Here is a 22,560-nt window from a genome sequence, read left to right on the forward strand (position 1 = left end):
AAATATAAGAGATATATGGTTATTTTTATTCATCTATTAATTTAACCTCTAAGTCATCCATACTTAAATTTATTTTTTCAAATGTTTTTAGTACTTTTCCAGTACCTTCAGCAACACAATCTACAGCATCATCTGCTATACGAACCGTAACTCCAGTTCTCTCTTCTATAAACTTATCCAATCCATTTAAAAGCGAACCTCCACCAGTCATCAGAATACCTTCTTCAATTATATCCGCAGCCAACTCAGGTGGTGTTTTTTCTAAAACTGAATGAACAGCTTCACCTATTATGTTAACATCATCTTTTAATGCAAGTCTAAGTTCTTCACTATCTACTGTAATTATTCCTGGTAGACCTGTTACTAAATTTCTTCCCTTAACCTCTATAGATTCATTTCTATGTCCTTTTACAACTGTAGCAACTTTTATTTTTAGTTCCTCTGCAGTTCTTTCACCTATCATAAGCTTGTATTTACTTCTAACAAACTTTATTATAGCCTCATCGAACCTATCTCCAGCTACCTTAACAGACTCTCTTATAACTATTCCACCTAATGATATTATAGCTATATCTGCAGTACCTCCACCAATATCAACAACCATATGACCACTTGCTTTAGCTATATCTAAACCGGCTCCAATGGCAGCTGCTAATGGTTCCTCTATTAAATAAACATTTCTAGCTCCAGCGCTTCTAGCAGCATCTATTACTGCTCTTTTTTCAACCTCAGTTGCCTGACATGGTATACAAACCATTACTTTTGGTGCTGAAACTCTTTTATTTCCAATACCTTTTTGAATAAAATACTTTAACATAGCCTCTGTCATTTCATAGTCAGAGATTACTCCATTCCTCATTGGACGTAATGCTACTATGTTACCTGGCGTTCTTCCAATCATCTGTCTAGCTGCTTCTCCAACTGCTAAGACTTTATTTTTATTTTTATCTATGGCTACAACTGACGGCTCTTTTAATACAACACCTTTGTCCTTCATATGAACTAGGACAGTAGCCGTTCCAAGGTCTATACCCATATCTGTACCTTTTCTCCAAAACCACATATTTACACTCCCTAATATATAATAAAATTATTATTTGTCAATTATAATTATACATAAATACTAACTTTTATTATATAAGGAATATTTTTATCATTCAATAACTTTATACTTTAGTTTTGTAGCTTTTCCACCTCTTATATGTCTCTCAGCCTTATTTAAATCCAATATACTCTTTGCTTCTTCTGCAATATCAGGATTTATTTTAGGTAATCTCTCAGTCATATCCTTATGTATAGTACTTTTACTTACACCAAAAACTTTAGCAGTTTTTCTTATAGTAGCTCTTGAATAAATAATGTATTGAGCTACTTCTAAAACTCTTTCCTCGATATAATCTTTCAAGAACTTCGCCTCCTTAAATATCTCTTATTATTTAATCAGCTGCTAATTTAGCAGCTGATTATTATAACTTTTTATTATTCCTTAACTGGAATGTCCTTTAAATATTTTTGAGGATCTACAGGTTCTTTAGAATTTTCCATATGGAACATTAAATAATTCTTAGATACTCTATCACTTGGACTATTTTGAATAGTATTTCCAACTTTTCCTATAGGAGTACCTTTTTTAACTGTATCCCCTTCTTTTACTTTTATTTCTGAATCTAAATTGGCATAAAAACCAACAACTCCATTTTGATGTTCTATTTTAACGAAACATCCTTCTTTTGAATTTCCTTTTCCAGCTTCGACAACTTTACCATCGCCAATCGCTAACACCTCTGCCCCGTCTGCTACTTCTATATCTATTCCTTTATAAACAGATGCACTTTGTCCTGATTCATTTAGTCTTGGCTCTAAGTTGTATCCTCTAGTTATAACACCATCCTTAACCGGAGCTATAAAGCTAGTACTTTGATTTGAAGTTGCCACAGCATTCCCTTCATTGTTAGCTTCTGGCTTAACTTCTTCCTCTTCCTTAATGTTTTCAGCTTCGTTTGTTGTTTCCTCTTCATTTTCATCAGTATTATTATCAACTAATTCTGCATCATCAAATGTATTTCCACTTGTAGCACTATCCTCATTAGGATTATCTATATTATTTTCTGCTACACTTTCCTCCACCGTATCGTTAGCACTCTTGTTTGCTACAACTACACCTACAGTAGCTATAAGACATAAGCAAACAAATAGAACTACATAAAAACCATCCTTTTTGATAAATCTTTTTAATTGTTCTTTTTTATTCATTTTCAACACCTCCGTTACTAATTCTGTCCATTTATCCTAAATTAATACACTTTAATAATTATTTTTATAAAAAAAAGTGAGTAATTTAAAATTACTCACTAATACTATTTATACATCAAAGTCTTATTACTTTTTTTAACCTCTGATCCTATAAAATAATGTTCTAAGATTTGCTGATACTTACTCCCCTCTTTGGCCATTACATTTGCTCCCCACTGACTCATTCCTACTCCATGACCATATCCTAAACAATTAATAATTACTTCATCCGAATTGAATTCTAAACTAAAATTAGCTGAGTTCAATCCAAATATCCTTCTAAAATCAGTACCTTTAACTTCTTTATTTCCGATTTTTATATAATTTACGGTATTACCATTATTTCTACTCATAACTTCTACGCTTGCCTCAATTTCACTATTAAACTTTATATCAGGAAATGCAGCTTTTAGCTTACTTTCAAACTCTTTAATTGAAAGCTTAACCTGGCTTTCATACTTAGGTGATACCTCTTCTCCAGGACTATTTACAGATTTCAAATACGGAACATCCTCTGAAAACACACTGACTGCATCCTCCGTTTTGCCTGAACTTGTTGAGAAATATTGAGGATATCTTATTATTTCATCATTATAAGATAGTACTTCCATCTTAGTGTCATCAACTGCTTCTTTTACCTTCTTCAAATTATTCTTCCCCTCTTCACCCCAAGCTTTAATCTTTTCATTAATATCTGTATATACTTGACAATGCGTGGTATCACAAATATCACCCTTATCAGTATTTGAACATCCTACAATCATTTTATTTATTGCATATGTCCTAGCTAATACAGCTTGTGCCTTTAATGCCTCTTCATCAAAACTAGCTGGCATCTCACTAGATACAACTGACAAAACATATTCTTCTAAAGGTATGCTCTTAACCTTATCTTCACTAGATATGTAAACATCAACTTCCTTTAAATCCACAACATCTTCAAGCCTTTTGCTACTCTTAACAACCTCACTCTCTTTTCTTAGCTCAACATCACTGGCACTCAAAAAACCAAAAGATATAGGTATTATAAATATACACAACAAAACTACACCAACAAAACTTATAAGTTCTATCAATCTTTTTTTTCTCATATTTCCTCCTAAAACTTTGCTACAGTTATGTATATGCATATTATTCATAAACTCGAACAGAACCTAAATTTTTTTCCAATAAAAAAATCAACAGTATAATACTGTTGATTTGAATCTATATGGATTAATGTTCTCTATATATTTCAGCCCCTAAAGCTTTAAACTTATTTTCTATTTCAACATAGCCTCTATCTATATGATATATATCTGTAACTGTAGTTTTCCCTCTAGCAACTAAACCTGCTAATATCAGTGCTGCACCAGCTCTTAGGTCTGTAGCTCTCACTTCACATCCTGTTAATTCATCAACGCCTTCAATAAAAGCACTTCTACCTTCAACTTGAATTTCGGCTCCCATGCGTCTAAGTTCATCAACATTCATAAACCTATTCTCAAATACAGTTTCAGTTATTATACTACTTCCTTTTGCTATACTAAGCAAACTCATCATCTGTGATTGCATATCAGTAGGATATCCTGGGTATGGCATAGTATTTACATTAGTTGGCTTTATTATATCTCCACCTTTAACTATTATACTATCTGGCTCACCCTTTATATCTATGAATTTAGTTCCGCTTTCTGATAATTTAGATATTATTGCTGAACAATGATCCTTATTTACACCTTTTATTTTTATTTCTGATCCAGTAATTGATGCAGCTGCCATGAAGGTTCCAGCCTCTATTCTATCATAAATAGGAGTATATTCTGTTGAACTCAAACTATCTACTCCATCTATTATTACTTCACCTGGCTTTTCACTATATATTTTAGCTCCCATTGAATTCAAAAAATTAATTAAGTCTGATATTTCCGGTTCTTGTGCTGCATTCTCTATTATAGTAGTTCCCTTAGCTAATGTTGCAGCCATGATTGTATTTTCAGTAGCTCCAACTGATGGAAAGTCTAAATAAACTTTATTTCCTATTAATTTTTTAGCTTCAACACATACGAACCCACTTCCACACTTTGATACATTAGCTCCCAAAGCCTCTAATCCTTTTAAATGTAATCCTATAGGTCTTGTTCCTATATTACATCCACCTGGCCTCGCAAGCTTAAATTCACCATATTTAGCTATCATAGGTCCCATAATAAGAAATGATGCTCTCATTTTTTTTACTAAATCTTCATCTGGTATTAAAGGTTGCTTTTGTAATGGCGGTATTATTAGTTTATTTTTATTTTTATCTATATTTAAATCAAAACCTAATTGCTTCATTACATTACATATAGTAAAGACATCTTCTAACATAGGTAGCTTATTTATAGAAACTGAATCATTAGCTAAAATGGATGCTGCAATTATTGGTAAAACAGAATTTTTGGCTGTACTTATATTCACTTCTCCACTTAGTTTTTTTCCACCTTGTATTACTATTTTATCCATATTATCCTCCATTAAAATTATTTTAATATGTTGTGAATATGATAGGTGAACCTAATATTAAAACCCTATCCTCTTCATATGTCATAATGGAGTAATTAAACTGATAATCACTCTTGAGATTAATTATTCCTGTAGTTCCCTTATCTAGAACCATCTTTTGTACTTTTATTTTTCCTTCCTCACTAAATATATCTATTAAACTACTTTCAACTTCCTCATCATTTTTATTTTCTCTAATATCACCTTTTATATAAGTGTAATATTTTATCTCTTCCCTATTTTCATTATCCATTTCATCAAAATTTTTCTTTATTTCTTCAATATCCATATGAGTTTTTGATATAATTTCTAAAAATACTCTTGATGAATTATTCTCTTTAACAACTCTTAAAGTTATTAATTTATCATTTTCTTCCTTTTCTAAATTAATTAAATTATCATCATAATCAATTGAATTTATATCATAAAATATATCTTTATATTTTTCCAACTCCTCTTTATTACTCTTTTTCGTTAAATATTCTATCTTAATTCCATATTCCTTAATATCACATATTTCCTCTGAAACCAAATCATAAATCTTAGCATCTAGAAAAATTTCATTTGAAAATAAAATTGAAGAAATACTTATTAAAATTATTGCAAATAAAGATTTATTCATAATTACCCCCTACCTTTCTTCTTTAATTATTGTCAGGGGTGTTTTTTTTATACAATATTTGCCTTTCATATTATCAATATATTAAAAACGCTAAAAAAAGTTCTTTTTAATTACATAAAAAATAGTTTTTTACAAAAATAAAAATCCACCAGCTTAGCTGGTGGTATTTCCTCAGCCCTATAAGGGCATGCTACTTGCGTTGCGTCTTAAGACGCTTAAATTGGTCCGCCAGCCGCATACTTCTTTACTTGCTACCCTTAAAAGGGTCCATATATTCTTTTATACTAATTTGATCAGCTATCATATCTTCTTGTTCTTGATTTCTTATATATTCTTCAATTGCCTTCTTATTTTTTCCGACAGTATCAACGTAAAATCCTCTGCACCAGAAATGTCTATTTCCATATTTATATTTTAAATTTGAAAACTTCTCAAAAATCATAAGACTACTCTTACCTTTTAAAAATCCAACGAAACTTGAAACACTCATTTTTGGTGGTATTTCAACAAGCATATGTATATGGTCTACGCAAGCGTGCGCTTCGACTATCTTAACTCCTTTCCATTCACAAAGCTGTCTTAATATCTTACCTATCTCTTGTTTTTTCTCTCCATATATTTCTTTCCTTCTGTATTTTGGTGCAAATACTATATGATATTTACAATTCCATTTTGTATGTGCTAAACTGTTTGTATCCATTTAAAAACCTCCCTTTGTTACGAAAATTGGCTGCGAACCTATTTTCATTTTAACAAAAGGAGGTTTTTTATTACATCGCTAAAGCTCATCTGAACACACTCGCATAGCGAGTGGTTTTCATTAAACAATAAAAAAAGCATACAGTTACCTGTATGCTTTGAAATCATATTACATTTCTTTTAGCTTTAATCTAGATATAGCTCTGCTTAAAGCAATTTTAGCTCTTTTTTCATCTATTTCATCGCTTTTATTTTTTAATCTTTCTTCAGCTCTTTGCTTAGCGCTCATAGCTCTCTCTTGGTCAATCTCCTCTGGCCACTCTGCTGCATTTACACAAAAAGTAACCTCATTATCTTGAACTTTCATTAATCCTGTAGCAGTAAATAAATATTTACTATCTCCATTCTCATCATCAATTCTTGTAATTGTTGGAGTCGTAGCTGTTATGTAAGGCTGGTGACCAGCTAACACTTCAAACTCCCCAAGAGCATTCTTAGATAAGATTTTTTCAACTTCACCTGAAAAAATTGCTCTTTCTGGTGTTGTTATAGTTAATTTGAATTTACTCATTTAATTCACCCCTTTTATTGGGCTATAGCTTTAGCTTTTTCTAATACTTCTTCTATTGTTCCAGCAAATAAGAAAGCTGATTCAGGAACATTATCATGTCTACCTTCTAATATTTCTTTGAATCCTCTTATAGTCTCTTTTATTGGAACATATCTACCTTGCATTCCAGTGAATTGCTCTGCAACTGTGAATGGTTGTGATAAGAATTTTTGTATTCTTCTTGCTCTAGTAACGATAAGTTTATCTTCGTCAGCAAGTTCATCAACACCAAGGATAGCTATAATATCTTGAAGTTCTTTATATCTTTCTAATATATGCTTAACTTTTGAAGCAACTTCATAGTGCTCTTCTCCAACAACTCTTGGATCTAGTATTCTAGATGAAGAATCTAGTGGATCAACTGCTGGATAGATACCTATCTCAGCGATACCTCTTGATAAAACTGTTTTAGCATCAAGGTGGTTGAATGTTGTAGCTGGAGCTGGGTCAGTTAAGTCATCGGCTGGTACGTATACAGCCTGAACTGATGTGATTGATCCATGTGTAGTTGATGTGATTCTCTCTTGAAGAGCACCCATTTCAGTAGCAAGTGTTGGTTGGTAACCAACTGCAGATGGTATTCTTCCTAATAAAGCTGAAACCTCTGATCCAGCTTGTGAGAATCTGAATATATTATCTATGAATAATAACACGTCTTGACCCTTATCTCTGAAGTACTCAGCCATTGTAAGTCCTGTTAATGCAACTCTCATTCTTGCTCCAGGTGGTTCGTTCATTTGTCCAAATACTAAGGCAGTATTTTTTATAACTCCTGAGTCAGTCATTTCATAGTAAAGGTCATTACCTTCTCTTGATCTTTCTCCAACCCCTGTGAATACAGAAAGTCCACCGTGCTCTTTAGCTATATTGTTGATAAGCTCTTGGATAAGAACTGTTTTACCAACACCGGCTCCTCCAAATAGACCGATTTTTCCCCCTCTTTGATAAGGAGCTAAAAGGTCTATAACCTTTATTCCTGTTTCAAACATTTGAGGAACAACTGATTGCTCTTCAAATGATGGAGCTGGTCTATGTATTGGATACATTTCTCCATTGTCAACTTCTTCTCCACTATCTAGTGGTTTTCCTAATACGTTAAATATTCTTCCTAATACGCACTCACCAACTGGTACTGATATAGGAGCTCCTGTGTCAACAGCTTCTACTCCTCTTCTTAATCCTTCAGTAGCTTCCATAGCTATAGCTCTAACTATGTCGTCTCCAACGTGTTGCTCTACTTCACAAACTAAGATTTTTCCGTCGTCCATTGTTATGTGTATTGCATTAAATATATTAGGAAGTTCATCATTTGCAAACTTTATATCTACAACTGGTCCAATAACTTGAACTACTTTACCTATATTATTAGACATTTTGAGTACCTCCTTATTTTTGTGCTTCTGCTCCACCAACGATCTCTGATATCTCTTGTGTTATGATACTTTGTCTTATTCTATTATACTTAGCATCTAATGAATTTAATAAATCATTGGCATTTTTAGTTGCTCCGTCCATTGCCTGCATTCTAGCACTTTGTTCACTTGCTTTTGAGTTAAACATAGCATTCATGAATTTACCTTTTAAGTATGATGAAACTAATGAATCTATTATCTCGTCTTCATCTGGTTCAATTACAAAAGAAACGCTTCCTTTATCACCAGTTAAATTAAGAGGTAATAATCTCTCTTCAACAACTTCTTGTTTTACAGGTGAAAAGAATTTAGTATAAACTAAATTTACTTCCCCAAAGTTTCCATCCATAAATTCTTTAACAGCTCTGTTTACTACAGTTGATGCATCACCAACATTTGGTGTATCTCCTAAATCAACATATTCTGCTAAAGTAGAAATCTTATTTTTCTTAACATAATGGATACCTTTTTTTCCTACTACTACAACTTCTATATTATCTAGATTATTTTCGTATGTATCTCTTACAAAAGCAGCAGTATTACCATTAAATCCACCACATAACCCTGAATCAGAAGCTAATAATATTATTAATTTCTTAGGATTATCATTAGATTTAAGTAAAGGATTATTATTGCTATTTAATGATCCGATTAATTCTCTAGCAATTTCATCTAGACTATTAAAATATTGATTATTCTCATTTAATTTTTGTCTAGCTCTTCTTAACTTAGAAGTGGCAACAAGTCCCATAGCTTTTGTTATTTTTCTAGTGTTTGTAATACTTTTTATTCTTCTTTTAATTTCTAAAAGTCCTGCACCTGCCATTTAAGCTCCACCTCCATTCTTAAAAATGTGGGCATAGCTTTAATTAAAAAGCTATGCTCTTATTTTACATTAAGAATATTTTTTTAAATTCTACTATAGCGCTTTCTAAAGCAGATTTTATTTCATCATTTAATACTTTCTTTTCTATGATATCTTTACCAATTTCTCTATGATGAGTATCCATATACTCTAAGAATTCTTTTTCGAATCTCTTAATATCTTGAACTGGTATATCAAGTAAGAAATTATTAACAGCAGCATATATAATCATTATTTGTTTTTCAACTGCCATTGGTTTGTATTGATCTTGCTTTAATATCTCAATAAGTCTCTTTCCTTTTTCAAGTCTTGATTGAGTATCTTTATCAAGGTCTGATCCGAATTGAGCGAATGATGCTAACTCTCTATATTGAGCAAGTTCAAGTCTTAATGTACCTGAAACTTGTTTCATTGCTTTTATCTGTGCATTTCCTCCAACCCTTGAAACTGATATACCTGGGTTAACAGCTGGTCTTTGTCCTGCGTTGAATAACTCAGTTTCTAAGAATATCTGTCCATCTGTTATTGATATAACGTTAGTTGGGATGTAAGCAGTTACGTCTCCAGCTAGTGTTTCAATTATTGGAAGTGCTGTTAATGAGCCTCCACCATTTTTCTCTGATAACTTAGCCGCTCTCTCAAGTAATCTTGAGTGAATGTAGAATACATCTCCTGGATAAGCTTCTCTTCCTGGTGGTCTTCTGATTAATAATGACATTGTTCTGTAAGCAACAGCATGTTTACTTAAGTCATCATATATTATTAATACATGTTTACCTTTATTCATGAAGTACTCACCCATAGTACATCCTGCATATGGTGCTATATATTGTAATGGTGCTGATTCAGATGCTGAGGCAGTTACTACTATTGAGTAATCCATAGCCCCTTCTTCAGTTAAAGTGTTAACTATATTTGCAACTGTTGATTGTTTTTGTCCAATAGCAACATATATACAAATAACATCTTTACCTTTTTGGTTAATTATAGTATCAATAGCTATAGCAGTTTTACCTGTTTGTCTATCTCCTATTATTAACTCCCTTTGTCCTCTACCGATTGGTATCATTGAGTCGATAGCTTTGATACCTGTTTGTAGAGGCTCATTAACAGAACTTCTCTCTAATATACCTGGTGCTGGAATTTCTATAGCTCTGTATCCATCATTTTTAATAGGGCCTTTTCCGTCTATTGGCTGACCTAATGAGTTAACAACTCTTCCTATTAATTCTTCTCCTACTGGTACTTCAACAATCTTTCCAGTTCTTTTAACGATGTCTCCTTCTTTTATACCTTCTTCAGATCCTAAAAGAACACAACCAACGTTATCTTGCTCTAAGTTAAGAGCCATACCGAAAACTTGGTTAGGGAATTCTAGAAGCTCACCTTCCATACAATCTTCTAGTCCATAAACTCTGGCAACTCCGTCACCTATCTGAATGATAGTACCAGAATCCACAGTTTCTAACTCTTTTTCATAGTTTTTTATTTCATTCTTGATTATAGAAGTTATTTCTTCTGGTTTAATATGCATAGACTCACCTCTATTCTCTCTTAAGCATTATCTGTTTCATATCATCAAGTTTAGCTCTTATAGTACCATCTATAACGTCATCGCCAACTCTTACAAAAAGTCCGCCTATGATACTACTGTCTAATTCTTGTTTTAATATTATTTTCTTTGAATATTTTTTCTCTAACTTTTCTACAAGTCTTTGAATTTCATCTTCTGTTAGTGGCACAACACTCTTAACTTCTGCTAATAAAGTATTGTTTCTTTCTCTATGAATTTTCTCCATTTGGCTTAACTTTTCTTTTAAATAAAGAATTCTATCTTTCTCTATAAGAATCATTAAGAATGAAAGTAACTCATCATCTATTTTGCCTTCAAATATATTCTTGAAAGTTTTTTTCTTTCTGACAGTACTTATTTGAGGGTGTTTTATAATTTCATAAAAATCTTTGTTTCCATAAATTATATTGCACACTTCTTTTAAATCGTTCATGTACTCGTCAACTTTGTTTTTCTCTTCTGCGACTTCATATAGAGCTAAGGCATATCTACGATCTAAATATTCATACATAATTAGATACCTACCTTTTCAATAAAATCATTGATTAAATCTCTATGTTTATTCTCATCTATACTTTCGCCAAGAGCTTTTTCTGCAAGCATTAGAGATAACTCAACTGCTTGTTGCTTTAATTCGTATTTTGCTTTTTCTTCTTCTCTTTGAATTTCAATATTAGCTCTATTTAATATAGCCTCAGCTTCTTTATGAGCATCATCAACTATCTCGTTATAAATTCTATCAGCTTCTTTTTTCTGATCAGCTCTTAATTTTCTACCTTCTTCTTTGGCAGACTTAAGAATTCTTTCATTATCTAATCTTAATCTTCTAGCTTTCTCTGCATCTTCATCAGCTTGTAAGATTGTTTCATCTATAGCCTCTTGTCTTGCATCAATAGCTCTTTTGATTTTGTCCCAGAAAAAATGTTTTAGTATAAGAATTAATATGATAAAGTTAATGATTGTAGCTAATATTCTCATAAAATCTATTTCCATATATCAATCACAGCCTCCCTTCGGAGTCAATTATATTAACTCTATTCTCTTTGTATTAATTACACAAGTTCTTAGTAAATTCTGTACGTATCTTGATATTAAACAACGAATAATAAGATTATTGAAATTACTAATCCATAGATAGCTGTTGCCTCTGAAAGACCAGCTCCCATGATGAATAAACTTTGTATTTTATCTGATGCTTCTGGTTGTCTTGCAGTAGCTTCGATTGCTCCTGCTGTTGCAATACCTATACCAATTCCGGCTCCTATACCTGCTAATACAGCGATACCTGCTGCTAATAACTTCATATCCATTAGAAAGTCCTCCTTTTAAATCAAACTAATTGAGTCGATTTATCATTTTGTTTTTTCTTAGTGATCTGCTAACATTTTAATATTTACCATTGTTAACATTGTAAATACTATCATTTGTATTGTTCCATCGAATACATCGAAGAAACCATGTGCTAATATTGGCACACCTATTTGTGCTATCCATCCTATATGAGCTAGACCTGAATACATTAAGTCTATTAATAGAGTGGCAGCTAACATATTACCGAATAAACGTAGTGCAAGAGATACTGGGAAGATAACTCTCTCCATTATGTTTAAAGGTAACATTACTGGATATGGCTTGAAATATCCTTTGATATATCCTCCAATGTGACACTTACGTATTGCGTTAACATGAACAACAACAAAGGAAGTAATTGTTAATGCTACTGCTACACTTAAGTCCTGAGTAGGAGGTGCAAGCCCAATTAATCCATAAAGGTTTAAGACAAGTAAAAATATTGCTAGTGTTCCTATATAAGGTACAAAGCCAATATAACTTTCCCCCATGTTACTCTTTACCAAGTTATAAACTGTTTGATAAAGTGATTCTAAAACAACTTGTAACTTGCCTGGTTTATTTTTAAGATTTCTAGTTGACAATATAGCAAATATTGTTATAACAAGCATTGCTGCCCATTGAAAAATTATTGTACTAGTTATTGTAAAACTACCAATCTTAACTGTAAACATTGGTGCAAAGATATCCACGGAATCACTCCCTTTCTATCTTAGTATTAATTTATATATGTATATAAATATTTATTTTACGTCTGATAAGGCCTTATTCTTTTTTGTGTAAATAAATATTGATATCTGATGTGCTATGAACCCTATTAAATAAAACGCTAATTCTTCAACACTTCTCATAAATATTAAAGTAAATGCAAGAATCATTAACATTCTAAGTACAAAGCTCAATTGAATTTTTAATGCTCCACGTCTTTTTTTTATGACCCTGTGGATTACAATTGCATTAACCGTAAAGTTAATTGTTGCAACTATACTTCCAACTAAAAAAGCCACCCCAAAATTCAAATTAAATAAACTAATTACTAGGGTTGCTATTATTGTCAATAAAATATTAGTCTTCATAACTGAAAAAACTAAACTCTTGATTTTAGCGTTCACGTATAACCTCCATAGTTCCGCAATGTTACTTTACTAATTATATTCCTGAATTTAATATTAATAAAATTTAAATTTTGCTTGAATTTATTAATATTTTAATATTTTAAAGTGTTTTTAAGCACTTCCTTCATTTTTACTCTAACAAACTCTTATTTGCTCTTTTTTTGACCTTTTTTGAATGTTTTAATACAAGCTATTTCATTTTTCTGAATTTTTACTCATTTAACCATACTATAAAGTTAATTTCCGATTACTATTTTCGATTTTGAAATCCTTTTTTAAAAGTTTTTGTTATGAAATCATAACTTTTACCCCTATTTTCATCAAAAAAAATTCAAACCATTATTTAGAATAAAGTTTACAACTTAAAAGGTTTTGAATAACCTTTTTAATATTTATTCACATTTTTTTTTATTTTTTTTATATAATTAAGCTTTTTTTTATATTTTTGTATACTTTACCTCTATTTTTTTCTATTATCCACTCTATTATTCATCTTTTTTCAACAAAATACATTTACTTATAACTTTACTTATCTATATATATTTAATAAGATAATTAATACTTTTTTAAATTGCACTAATTATAAATTTATAGAAATCTTATCATTATATAAATTTAATAAAACTAAACTCTTAGTGTTATACAAAACTCTAATATTACTGAATATTTATTACCAGGATTCTTTATTTTAAATATGATTTAGAAAATCTTTTTATTATTTCTAAACAAAAAAGATACCACCAAGTTAATTGGTAGTATCTTTTAGTATATATAATAATGGTAAACTTATTATCTTTCTACTATTAAAGCAGTTCCCATTCCTCCACCTATACAAAGTGTAGCTAAACCTGTTTTAGCATCTCTCTTCATCATTTCGTGAATTAATGTAACTAATATTCTTGCTCCTGAAGCTCCAACTGGATGTCCTAAAGCTATAGCTCCACCATTTACGTTAACTTTATCCATATCGAATTCTAAATCTTTAGCAACTGCTAAACTTTGAGCTGCAAAAGCTTCGTTAGCTTCGATTAAATCTAAGTCAGCTACAGTTAAGTTAGTTCCTTCTAAAGCTTTTTTAGTAGCATAGAATGGTCCATATCCCATGATTGAAGGATCTAATCCTTTTGAACCATAAGAAACTATTTTACAGATTGGAGTTACTCCTAATTCTTTTGCTTTTTCAGCACTCATAACAACTAATGCAGCTGCACCATCATTGATACCTGAAGCATTACCTGCTGTAACTGTACCATCTTTTTTAAATGCTGGTCTTAATTTTCCTAATTTCTCAACTGTTGTTCCGAATCTTGGGAACTCATCTGTATCAAATACTATTGGTTCTCCTTTTCTTTGTGGAATTACAACTGGTACTATTTCATCTTTGAATTTTCCTGCTTTTATAGCAGCTTCTGCTTTCATTTGAGAATTTGCTGAGAATTCATCTTGCATTTCTCTAGTTAATCCCCATTGCTCTGCTATATTTTCAGCAGTTATACCCATGTGATATCCATTAAACGCATCTGTTAATGCATCGTATACCATAGTATCTACTAATTTAGCATCGCCCATTCTTTGTCCAAATCTTGTTGTTCTTGAAACATATGGTCCTTGTGACATGTTTTCCATACCACCAGCTACTACTACATCAGCATCTCCTGCTTTTATCATTTGAGCAGCTAAAGCTACACATCTTAATCCAGAACCACAAACTTTATTTATTGTCATTGCTGGAATTTCAACTGGTAAACCAGCTTTTACTGATGCTTGTCTAGCCGGGTTTTGACCTAAACCAGCTTGGATTACATTACCCATTAAAACTTCATCAACATTTTCAGGTTTAACCCCTGCTCTGTTTAAAGCTTCTTTAATTACTAAAGCTCCTAATTCTACTGCTGGTACGTCCTTTAATGTACCACCAAATGTTCCTAATGCTGTTCTTACTGCACTTGCAATAACTACCTCTCTCATATCAAAAACCTCCCATTTAGGTAAAAAATTATCAAAAATATTTATTTTTTCTAACTGATTTAATTATAGCCATAAAATTACTAACTTTCAATATATTTTGTTAAATTTTAAACAATCTTTTTTGATATTTTTTTACTTTTCGTAAAAAAAGACAGATATTTAAGCCCTATTATAGAAATATATCATTAAAATTTCTATAATATTCTAAATATCTGTCTGTTTTTTCCAATTATTCAAATTATATTTATTAAACTTTTTAACAAAGTCTATTTACTTATAAATTCTTCTACAGCTTCTTCATCTTTTCCAAAATAGTTTAATATAGCTTTAACTATTCTTTCCGAAGCTTTACCATCACCATATGGATTTATAGCCTTACTCATTTCAGCATAAGCTTTTTCATCATTGATTAATGTATTTGCTTCTTCTAATATTTTAGCTACATCAGTACCAACTAACTTAACTGTACCTGATTCAACCGCCTCCGGTCTTTCAGTTACGTCTCTTAAAACTAATACTGGTTTTCCTAAGTGTGGAGCTTCCTCTTGTAATCCACCTGAATCAGTCATAACCATAAAGCATTTGTTCATTAAGTTATGAGTTTCTTTTGTATCTAGTGGAGGTAAAAGATGTACTCTTTCTTTTCCATCAAGATTTTTATAAACAACATCTTTAACTACTGGATTTAAGTGAACAAGGTAAACTAATTCAACATCTTTATTATCTTCAACTATTTTGTTTAGTGATTCGCAGATATTTTCTATACCCTCTCCCCAGTTTTCTCTTCTATGAGCAGTTATCATTATAACTTTTTTGTTTTCGAAGTCTATGTTATTTAATTCTTCGTTCTCAAATACATAATTTTCTTCAACAGTATGTTCCATAGCATCGATTACAGTATTTCCTGTAATTTTTATGTCGTTCTCATTTACTCCTTCTCTTAAAAGGTTAGCTTTTGAACCTTTTGTAGGCGCAAAGTGTAAATCTGCTAAAGCTCCTGTTAACTTTCTATTCATTTCCTCTGGGAATGGGAAATATTTATCGAAAGTTCTAAGTCCAGCCTCAACATGCCCTACTCTTATTTGTTGATAGAAAGCTGCTAATCCACCAGCAAAAGTAGTAGTTGTATCACCATGTACTAATATCATATCTGGTTTTTCTTCTGTAAATACTTTTTCTAAACCTTCTAAAACTCTATTTGTTATTCCAGTTAGAGTTTGACGATTTTTCATTATGTCTAAATCAAAGTCAGGCTTTATATCAAATAATGCTAAAACTTGGTCTAACATCTCTCTATGTTGAGCAGTTACACAAACCTTTGATTCTATTTCTGGTCTTTTCTCTAATTCTTTTACTAATGGAGCCATTTTTATAGCTTCCGGTCTTGTTCCAAAGATAGTTAAAACTTTTATCTTTTCCATGAATCATTTACCTCCAAAAATAATTAATAGCTACTTAATTTTAAGTAGCTATTTAAATTATAACTATTTTGTTCCAAATAGTCTATCTCCAGCATCACCTAATCCTGGAACTATATATCCATGCTCATTTAATTTCTCATCTATGCATGCAACATATATATCTACATCTGGATGAGCTTTTTGTACAAACTCAATTCCTTCTGGTGAAGAGATTAAGCACATAAGTCTTATCTGCTTAGCTCCTCTTTTCTTTAATAAAGTGATAGCATCTGCTGCTGAACCACCAGTAGCTAACATTGGGTCTACTACTATAACATCTCTTTCAGCTATGTCTTGTGGTAATTTACAGAAGTACTCTACTGGTTGAAGAGTTTCTTCATCTCTGTATAAACCTATATGACCTACTTTTGCTGCTGGGATAAGTTGTAGCATTCCATCTACCATTCCTAATCCAGCTCTTAATATCGGTACTATAGCAACCTTTTTACCTGCTAAAACTTTACACTTAGTTTTGCAAACTGGAGTCTCTATATCGATTTCCTCCATTGGAAGATTTCTTGTTACCTCATAAGCCATAAGCATAGAAACTTCACTTACTAATTCTCTGAAATCCTTTGATCCTGTCTTCTTATCTCTTATGAACGCTAACTTATGTAATATAAGTGGATGTGTTATTTCTGTTACTTTACTCATTTTATCTTCCTCCTAAAATCTATATATAAAAATATTGTTTTGCTAATTATTTTGAATATTTATCTTCTATTGCTGATATCTTATCTATTCTATTTTGATGTCTTCCACCTTCAAACTCTGAACTTAAGAAAGTATCAACTATATCTAAAGCTAATCCTGGACCTACTACTCTTTCGCCCATAGCTAATATATTTGCATTATTATGTTGTCTTGTTGCATGAGCACTAAATGTATTATGACATAATGCTGCTCTTATTCCTGGAACTTTATTTGCTGCTATAGAGATTCCTATGCCAGTTCCACAAATTAATATTCCATAATCAAATTCTTTTGAAGCTACAGCTTCTGCAACTTGTATTGATATGTCTGGGTAATCACAAGAATCTGTGCTATATGTACCAAAATCTTTTAATTCAATACCTTTTTCTTCTAAATGTTTTATAACTGTGTTTTTTAAGTTAAATCCACCATGATCGCATCCAATTGCTATTTTCATTTCACTAACCTCCATATATCTTTTATTAAATATATTATCTAAAAAAAAAGTACTTTTCAAATGACAATAATACTACTTAAAATAAAAATTTAAATAGTAAGTCAAATAAAAAAGCACTTTGTTTCATTAATTGAAAGGACACTAAATAAAGATAATGGATCTTCAAAAAAAGTAAATATAGAATTTTTTAAAAATGTAAATTCGAAATATTTTTTTTCTTTTAAAAGCATCATGCTTATTTAGCTCCTTTCATATATATTTCTTAAACCATAGTTATATCAAATCCACAGGATTTTTTTAACCTATTCATTATGGCAACACCTAAACCTTCTTCATCAAAAGCTTCTGTTACTATAACATCTACTCCTAAATCATCAAAAGCTCTAAGCATTTCAAATAAATTTTTAGTTACTGAAGTTAAGTCTTCTCTTGTTCCTAAAGATTTCACTATTCCTTCATTATACATAGACATAGTTTCATCTGTAGCCATGATTCCGACCTTTAAATCTTCATCTATGTAATTATGCACCATTTCTTTAATTTTTTCAACCATTTTATTTGTTGAACCTTGAACCATTTTCACTTTTGCCTTAGGAGCATAATGTTTATACTTCATTCCAGGCGCTTTTGGCTTAGTATTTTCATCTAAAGAAGTTAATATTGCTTTATCTATATAAACTCCCTCATCTACTTCTTTTAACATTTCTAATGTTATTCCACCAGGTCTTAATACACATAAATGTTCTCCAGTGGCATCTACTATAGTTGACTCTACTCCAATTTCACTTTTTTTAGCACCTATAATAAAATCTACTCTTCCATCTAAATCTTGCACACATCTTTCAATATCAGTTGGACTTGGTCTCCCTGATATATTAGCTGAAGGTGCAGCTATCGGAACTTCTGATAACTCTATAAGCTTTAAAGCAACTTCATCATTAGGCATTCTTACTCCGACAGTATCTAATCCAGCTGATGTTATATTTGAAACTATATCTTTTTTCTTAAAAATTATAGTTAATGGACCTGGCCAAAACTTATCCATTAATTGTTGAGCAAAGCTTGGTATCTCTTTAACATACTTTTCTATATCATTTTTATCAGCTATGTGTATTATTAATGGATTATCTTGTGGTCTTCCCTTTGCTTTAAATATTTTTGTTACTGCTTCTCCATCTAGTGCATTAGCACCTAACCCATATACTGTTTCTGTTGGGAAAGCTCCAATTCCACCTGATTTTATTATTTCAGCAGCCTCTTCTAAATGTTTTATGTCTTTATTTATATTTTCTATAAAACCAACTTTTGTATTCATAAAACAATAATCACCTTCATTTTTTATAATTTAGTCTGTCCTCTAGCAACTCTTATATTTTCTATACTATCATTTGTATATGTTGCTGTTACACAGTTTTTATATATATCATCCAAAAGTTTAAACTTTTTTAAAGCCCCTCTTTTTACTATTATGTAATATAACTGATTTTCCTTATTTAATCTAACCATCTTTGTATAATCTTTACTTAACCCAGGATGCGCCTTACAAAAATATTCTCCAACTGGCTTTCCAAACTTATCCTTACGTCCTTTATTAGAAAAAACTATTATTATTTTCATATCTTCTAAAGTATTTTCTGTATGAACTAAGGCAACTCTATCACAATATATGTTTTTATATTTAGAGCATACATATGGTTTTATTTTCAAAACACCATTATCACAAGTGTATTCTAACCTTATATTATTAAAATTTTTAATCATAACAATAACTATAAAAATTTCTAAAAATATCAGATAAACAATAAGAAAATCTTTATAAACTTCAAAATACCAAACTAAAAGAGGTAACGTAATAAAAAGTATTACCATAAGAAACATAAATCTTTTATATGATTTTCTCTGTTTTTTTATAGCTCTATCAATATCCATAAATAAGGTTCCTCTTTAACTTAATATATTTAAAATAAAGTAAGTTTAAAGCCTTACATTATTCATGTAAGGCTTTATATTAAAATTCAGTATTACCCATTGCTTTCATCTTCTGAGCTTGATCCTCAGTGATTAGAGCATTTAATATCTCATCTATTTCACCATCTAAGAAACTATCTAATTTATATAAAGTCATGTTTATTCTATGGTCTGTTACTCTTCCTTGAGGATAGTTGTAAGTTCTTATTCTTTCACTTCTATCTCCAGTACCAACCTGACTCTTTCTATCTTCTGCAATACCAGCTAATCTCTCAGCTTCAGCTTGCTCGAATAATCTAGCTCTTAAAACTTTCATTGCTTTTTCTTTGTTTTTAAGCTGTGATTTTTCATCCTGACATGAAATAACAATACCTGAAGGTAAGTGAGTTAATCTTACAGCTGAGTCAGTTGTATTAACACACTGTCCACCATTACCAGATGCTCTAAACACGTCTATCTTTATATCTTTATCATTGATTTCTACTTCTACATCATCAACTTCTGGTAAAACTGCTACTGTAGCTGTTGATGTATGGATTCTTCCTGAACTCTCTGTGTCTGGAACCCTTTGTACTCTGTGTGCTCCACTTTCGTACTTAAGCTTTGAATATGCTCCAGCACCTTTTATCATGAATACAACCTCTTTAAATCCACCGATATCAGTTTCATTTGTACTCATTAATTCAACTTTCCATCTATTCTTTTCAGCATACTTAGTATACATTCTGAAAAGGTTAGCTGCAAATAGTGCTGCCTCATCTCCACCAGCACCACCTCTGATCTCAACGAATACGTTCTTCTCATCGTTAGGATCTTTTGGTAATAAAAGAATTTGTATTTCGTCTTCTAACTCTTTTTTTCTTTCTGTTAACTCTTTAATTTCAGAGTTAATCATTTCTCTCATTTCTTGATCACTTTCTTCTGAAAGCATCTCTTTGTTAGCTTCTAAATCTTCAGTTGCTGTCTTGTACTCTCTATACTTATTAACTATAATTTCTAAGTCAGCATGTTCCTTACAAAGCTTTCTCCATTCTTTTTGGTTAGCCATTATTGAAGGATCACTAATTTTAACTGAAAGTTCATCATATTTATTTTCAATAAAATTTAATCTATCAAGTATCATCTATTATCACTCCGTATACAGATTTTCATATTTTACAATTATAACACACTATTATGTTATCTTTCAAGATTTACTCTACCTATAACGCATCTGTCTAAGCCTGCTAAATCTTTGATCACCTTAACATCTTTATATCCTTTATTAATCATTAGCTCTTTAACATCTTCACCTTGATCATGTCCAATTTCAAAAGCTAATATACCATTATCTTTTAATATATCTAAAGACTCATCAACAATTCTTCTATAGAATATAAGTCCATCTGCTCCCCCATCTAAGGCTAAGTGCGGTTCATAATCCTTAACATCATTCATTAAGGTACTTATAACTTCAGTTCTTATATAGGGTGGATTTGAAACTAAAACTTCATACTTATTACCTTTTTCTATTACTTCCTTTAAAAGGTCACTTTTTATAAAGTTACATCTATCTGAAAGCTCTAATTTCTTCATATTCTTTTTAGTTACTTTTTCAGGAGTACTGTCTATATCTATTAAATCAACATTTATATTTTTTCTATAAGTTGCTATAGATAATCCAATAGCTCCACTTCCACAACATAAATCACAAAGATTAATCTCTGCATCTTCATCTATATTATTTAATACTTCTTCTACAATTATCTCAGTATCTCCTCTTGGAATAAGAACACCTTCTTCAACATGAAAGTCTAATCCCATAAACTCACAAGTCCCTAAGATATATTGCATAGGCATTTTATTTTTTCTTTTGTTTAATAAAGTCATAAATCTAATTTCATCAGATTTTTTAACTTCCTCATTTTTATTTGTAATAAGCCAAATCTTATCTTTTTCAATAACATTTCCTAAAAGTAGCTGAACATCTAATATGTATGTATCAATATTAGCTTCCTTTAGCATTTCATTTCCTAAATTTAATAATTCTCCGACTCTTTTATTTGGTTCTTTCAATCCTTCAGCCCTCCTTAAAGAAGCAATAGCTACTTCAATTTGAGAATCATCTGGCTCTCTTGTAGTCAACTTTTGTAATTGTAACCCTGGCGCTGCTATTATTCTAGCTAATTTCCCATTAGACTTTCCAAGCCATCTAATAAGTTCATAAGTTATCCCTGACACAACTGGTAATAGTGCTATTCTTATAGCCGTTCTCTCTGCAACTGAATCCCAGTTTGTAAATGAGAAGATAAATATACTTACTATGGCAACTAAGAATAAAAAATTTGTTCCACATCTAGGATGAAACCTAGGATATTTCCTAACATTTTCCACCGTTAATTCATCCTCATTTTCATAACAAAAAATAGTTTTATGCTCTGCTCCATGATATTGAAACACTCTTTCTATGTCTTCAAGTTTCCCCATAAGATACATATAGCCTAAAAGCATTCCTATGCTTATACCACCTTCTATGGCACTCAAACTCCATTTAGGGAAATCTAACATCTTAAGTAAGAATGTTATTCCCGTTGGTATGGCAACAAATAAAACTATAGCAAATACAAAGGACAACATCATTGTAAGTGTCATAATTACATTATTAGCTTTTTCTCCAAATTTATTATTAAGCCACTCTTCAAACTTTGATGGCTCTGTGTCATCAAAAAAACTTGCTGAGTAATTTAATGACTTTAATCCTACAATTAAAGATTCTACAAGAGTAACAAATCCTCTTATAAATGGTAATCCTAAAATTTTATTCTTTTTAGTATATGGTATTGTTTCCTCAAAGGAAACCTCAATTTCACCATCTGGCTTTCTTACTGCTGTTGCAGTTCCCTTTGCTCCCCTCATCATAACGCCTTCTAGTACTGCTTGACCGCCAACTTGGCATTTTCTCATAATTTAAACC

At 31.1% G+C, this 22,560-nt stretch carries 24 protein-coding genes; all 24 read right to left on the reverse strand.

The genetic code is table 11. The features are described 5' to 3' along the window. Nucleotides 1–25 precede the first annotated feature (25 nt). A complete protein-coding gene (gene mreB, locus ACQZHJ_RS14840; protein WP_430486319.1) occupies nt 26–1,063 on the reverse strand; it encodes a rod shape-determining protein MreB in 1,038 nt (345 codons plus the stop codon). Between the two features lie 90 nt (nt 1,064–1,153). Next, nucleotides 1,154–1,405 (reverse strand): sporulation transcriptional regulator SpoIIID, encoded by a 252-nt coding sequence (gene spoIIID / locus ACQZHJ_RS14845; RefSeq protein ID WP_430486320.1) that lies wholly within the window; start codon nt 1,403–1,405, stop codon nt 1,154–1,156. A 74-nt stretch (nt 1,406–1,479) separates the two neighbouring features. Further along, nucleotides 1,480–2,253 (reverse strand): peptidoglycan DD-metalloendopeptidase family protein, encoded by a 774-nt coding sequence (locus ACQZHJ_RS14850; RefSeq protein WP_430486321.1) that lies wholly within the window; start codon nt 2,251–2,253, stop codon nt 1,480–1,482. A 104-nt stretch (nt 2,254–2,357) separates the two neighbouring features. Beyond that, nucleotides 2,358–3,383 (reverse strand): stage II sporulation protein D, encoded by a 1,026-nt coding sequence (gene spoIID / locus ACQZHJ_RS14855; RefSeq protein WP_430486322.1) that lies wholly within the window; start codon nt 3,381–3,383, stop codon nt 2,358–2,360. A 124-nt stretch (nt 3,384–3,507) separates the two neighbouring features. Beyond that, nucleotides 3,508–4,776: a UDP-N-acetylglucosamine 1-carboxyvinyltransferase gene (gene murA, locus ACQZHJ_RS14860; RefSeq protein WP_430486323.1), complete on the reverse strand. Its 1,269-nt coding sequence runs from the start codon at nt 4,774–4,776 to the stop codon at nt 3,508–3,510. A gap of 22 nt (nt 4,777–4,798) precedes the next feature. Next, entirely contained in the window at nt 4,799–5,437 is a 639-nt protein-coding gene (locus tag ACQZHJ_RS14865; RefSeq protein WP_430486324.1) for a hypothetical protein, read from the reverse strand. A 244-nt stretch (nt 5,438–5,681) separates the two neighbouring features. Beyond that, nucleotides 5,682–6,137: an IS200/IS605 family transposase gene (gene tnpA, locus ACQZHJ_RS14870; protein WP_124044959.1), complete on the reverse strand. Its 456-nt coding sequence runs from the start codon at nt 6,135–6,137 to the stop codon at nt 5,682–5,684. Nucleotides 6,138–6,305: 168 nt separating this feature from the next. Continuing rightward, entirely contained in the window at nt 6,306–6,707 is a 402-nt protein-coding gene (locus ACQZHJ_RS14875; protein ID WP_430486325.1) for a F0F1 ATP synthase subunit epsilon, read from the reverse strand. A gap of 14 nt (nt 6,708–6,721) precedes the next feature. After that, nucleotides 6,722–8,119 carry a F0F1 ATP synthase subunit beta gene (gene atpD, locus ACQZHJ_RS14880; protein WP_430486326.1) on the reverse strand — a complete coding sequence of 466 codons (1,398 nt, stop codon included), beginning with the start codon at nt 8,117–8,119 and terminating at the stop codon, nt 6,722–6,724. A 13-nt stretch (nt 8,120–8,132) separates the two neighbouring features. Next, nucleotides 8,133–8,984, reverse strand: coding sequence for an ATP synthase F1 subunit gamma (gene atpG / locus ACQZHJ_RS14885; protein ID WP_430486327.1), 852 nt, complete (start codon nt 8,982–8,984; stop codon nt 8,133–8,135). 64 nt (nt 8,985–9,048) lie between these two features. Beyond that, on the reverse strand, nt 9,049–10,557 hold the full coding sequence (gene atpA, locus ACQZHJ_RS14890; RefSeq protein ID WP_430486328.1) for a F0F1 ATP synthase subunit alpha: 1,509 nt from the start codon (nt 10,555–10,557) through the stop codon (nt 9,049–9,051). A 10-nt stretch (nt 10,558–10,567) separates the two neighbouring features. Beyond that, nucleotides 10,568–11,107 (reverse strand): F0F1 ATP synthase subunit delta, encoded by a 540-nt coding sequence (locus tag ACQZHJ_RS14895; protein WP_430486329.1) that lies wholly within the window; start codon nt 11,105–11,107, stop codon nt 10,568–10,570. A 2-nt stretch (nt 11,108–11,109) separates the two neighbouring features. Continuing rightward, entirely contained in the window at nt 11,110–11,589 is a 480-nt protein-coding gene (locus tag ACQZHJ_RS14900; RefSeq protein ID WP_430486330.1) for a F0F1 ATP synthase subunit B, read from the reverse strand. A gap of 98 nt (nt 11,590–11,687) precedes the next feature. Further along, nucleotides 11,688–11,906: an ATP synthase F0 subunit C gene (atpE, locus tag ACQZHJ_RS14905; RefSeq protein WP_011592986.1), complete on the reverse strand. Its 219-nt coding sequence runs from the start codon at nt 11,904–11,906 to the stop codon at nt 11,688–11,690. A 57-nt stretch (nt 11,907–11,963) separates the two neighbouring features. Next, nucleotides 11,964–12,638, reverse strand: coding sequence for a F0F1 ATP synthase subunit A (locus ACQZHJ_RS14910; RefSeq protein WP_430486331.1), 675 nt, complete (start codon nt 12,636–12,638; stop codon nt 11,964–11,966). Between the two features lie 51 nt (nt 12,639–12,689). Next, a complete protein-coding gene (locus ACQZHJ_RS14915) occupies nt 12,690–13,058 on the reverse strand; it encodes an ATP synthase subunit I (RefSeq protein WP_430486332.1) in 369 nt (122 codons plus the stop codon). Nucleotides 13,059–13,850: 792 nt separating this feature from the next. Beyond that, a complete protein-coding gene (locus ACQZHJ_RS14920) occupies nt 13,851–15,029 on the reverse strand; it encodes an acetyl-CoA C-acetyltransferase (protein WP_430486333.1) in 1,179 nt (392 codons plus the stop codon). 266 nt (nt 15,030–15,295) lie between these two features. After that, nucleotides 15,296–16,450, reverse strand: coding sequence for a non-hydrolyzing UDP-N-acetylglucosamine 2-epimerase (wecB, locus tag ACQZHJ_RS14925; RefSeq protein WP_430486334.1), 1,155 nt, complete (start codon nt 16,448–16,450; stop codon nt 15,296–15,298). 63 nt (nt 16,451–16,513) lie between these two features. Beyond that, complete coding sequence (gene upp / locus ACQZHJ_RS14930; protein WP_430486335.1) at nt 16,514–17,143, reverse strand: uracil phosphoribosyltransferase; 630 nt, start codon at nt 17,141–17,143, stop codon at nt 16,514–16,516. A 46-nt stretch (nt 17,144–17,189) separates the two neighbouring features. Then, nucleotides 17,190–17,639 (reverse strand): ribose 5-phosphate isomerase B, encoded by a 450-nt coding sequence (rpiB, locus tag ACQZHJ_RS14935; RefSeq protein WP_430486336.1) that lies wholly within the window; start codon nt 17,637–17,639, stop codon nt 17,190–17,192. A 262-nt stretch (nt 17,640–17,901) separates the two neighbouring features. Then, the gene (locus tag ACQZHJ_RS14940) at nt 17,902–18,954 is read right to left on the reverse strand and encodes an L-threonylcarbamoyladenylate synthase (RefSeq protein WP_430486337.1); all 1,053 of its coding nucleotides are present in this window, start codon (nt 18,952–18,954) and stop codon (nt 17,902–17,904) included. A gap of 23 nt (nt 18,955–18,977) precedes the next feature. Then, nucleotides 18,978–19,568 carry a hypothetical protein gene (locus tag ACQZHJ_RS14945; protein ID WP_430486338.1) on the reverse strand — a complete coding sequence of 197 codons (591 nt, stop codon included), beginning with the start codon at nt 19,566–19,568 and terminating at the stop codon, nt 18,978–18,980. A 79-nt stretch (nt 19,569–19,647) separates the two neighbouring features. Then, nucleotides 19,648–20,730, reverse strand: a complete 1,083-nt coding sequence (gene prfA / locus ACQZHJ_RS14950) for a peptide chain release factor 1 (protein ID WP_430486339.1) — start codon at nt 20,728–20,730, stop codon at nt 19,648–19,650. A 56-nt stretch (nt 20,731–20,786) separates the two neighbouring features. Beyond that, nucleotides 20,787–22,550 carry a peptide chain release factor N(5)-glutamine methyltransferase gene (gene prmC / locus ACQZHJ_RS14955; RefSeq protein WP_430486340.1) on the reverse strand — a complete coding sequence of 588 codons (1,764 nt, stop codon included), beginning with the start codon at nt 22,548–22,550 and terminating at the stop codon, nt 20,787–20,789. Nucleotides 22,551–22,560 lie beyond the last annotated feature (10 nt).

It is taken from the genome of Clostridium sp. B9, assembly GCF_050509515.1.
Classification (GTDB): domain Bacteria; phylum Bacillota; class Clostridia; order Clostridiales; family Clostridiaceae; genus Sarcina.

What these genes read in the sequence shown, in the direction of transcription:
- mreB (WP_430486319.1), bottom strand. Translation starts at nt 1,063, where the DNA reads ATGTGGTTTTGGAGAAAAGGTACAGATATGGGTATAGACCTTGGAACG.
- ACQZHJ_RS14875 (WP_430486325.1), bottom strand. Translation starts at nt 6,707, where the DNA reads ATGAGTAAATTCAAATTAACTATAACAACACCAGAAAGAGCAATTTTT.
- ACQZHJ_RS14850 (WP_430486321.1), bottom strand. Translation starts at nt 2,253, where the DNA reads ATGAATAAAAAAGAACAATTAAAAAGATTTATCAAAAAGGATGGTTTT.
- ACQZHJ_RS14920 (WP_430486333.1), bottom strand. Translation starts at nt 15,029, where the DNA reads ATGAGAGAGGTAGTTATTGCAAGTGCAGTAAGAACAGCATTAGGAACA.
- tnpA (WP_124044959.1), bottom strand. Translation starts at nt 6,137, where the DNA reads ATGGATACAAACAGTTTAGCACATACAAAATGGAATTGTAAATATCAT.
- atpG (WP_430486327.1), bottom strand. Translation starts at nt 8,984, where the DNA reads ATGGCAGGTGCAGGACTTTTAGAAATTAAAAGAAGAATAAAAAGTATT.
- spoIID (WP_430486322.1), bottom strand. Translation starts at nt 3,383, where the DNA reads ATGAGAAAAAAAAGATTGATAGAACTTATAAGTTTTGTTGGTGTAGTT.
- upp (WP_430486335.1), bottom strand. Translation starts at nt 17,143, where the DNA reads ATGAGTAAAGTAACAGAAATAACACATCCACTTATATTACATAAGTTA.
- murA (WP_430486323.1), bottom strand. Translation starts at nt 4,776, where the DNA reads ATGGATAAAATAGTAATACAAGGTGGAAAAAAACTAAGTGGAGAAGTG.
- ACQZHJ_RS14895 (WP_430486329.1), bottom strand. Translation starts at nt 11,107, where the DNA reads ATGTATGAATATTTAGATCGTAGATATGCCTTAGCTCTATATGAAGTC.
- atpA (WP_430486328.1), bottom strand. Translation starts at nt 10,557, where the DNA reads ATGCATATTAAACCAGAAGAAATAACTTCTATAATCAAGAATGAAATA.
- ACQZHJ_RS14865 (WP_430486324.1), bottom strand. Translation starts at nt 5,437, where the DNA reads ATGAATAAATCTTTATTTGCAATAATTTTAATAAGTATTTCTTCAATT.
- prmC (WP_430486340.1), bottom strand. Translation starts at nt 22,550, where the DNA reads ATGAGAAAATGCCAAGTTGGCGGTCAAGCAGTACTAGAAGGCGTTATG.
- rpiB (WP_430486336.1), bottom strand. Translation starts at nt 17,639, where the DNA reads ATGAAAATAGCAATTGGATGCGATCATGGTGGATTTAACTTAAAAAAC.
- atpE (WP_011592986.1), bottom strand. Translation starts at nt 11,906, where the DNA reads ATGGATATGAAGTTATTAGCAGCAGGTATCGCTGTATTAGCAGGTATA.
- wecB (WP_430486334.1), bottom strand. Translation starts at nt 16,450, where the DNA reads ATGGAAAAGATAAAAGTTTTAACTATCTTTGGAACAAGACCGGAAGCT.
- ACQZHJ_RS14900 (WP_430486330.1), bottom strand. Translation starts at nt 11,589, where the DNA reads ATGGAAATAGATTTTATGAGAATATTAGCTACAATCATTAACTTTATC.
- ACQZHJ_RS14940 (WP_430486337.1), bottom strand. Translation starts at nt 18,954, where the DNA reads ATGAATACAAAAGTTGGTTTTATAGAAAATATAAATAAAGACATAAAA.
- prfA (WP_430486339.1), bottom strand. Translation starts at nt 20,730, where the DNA reads ATGATACTTGATAGATTAAATTTTATTGAAAATAAATATGATGAACTT.
- atpD (WP_430486326.1), bottom strand. Translation starts at nt 8,119, where the DNA reads ATGTCTAATAATATAGGTAAAGTAGTTCAAGTTATTGGACCAGTTGTA.
- ACQZHJ_RS14945 (WP_430486338.1), bottom strand. Translation starts at nt 19,568, where the DNA reads ATGGATATTGATAGAGCTATAAAAAAACAGAGAAAATCATATAAAAGA.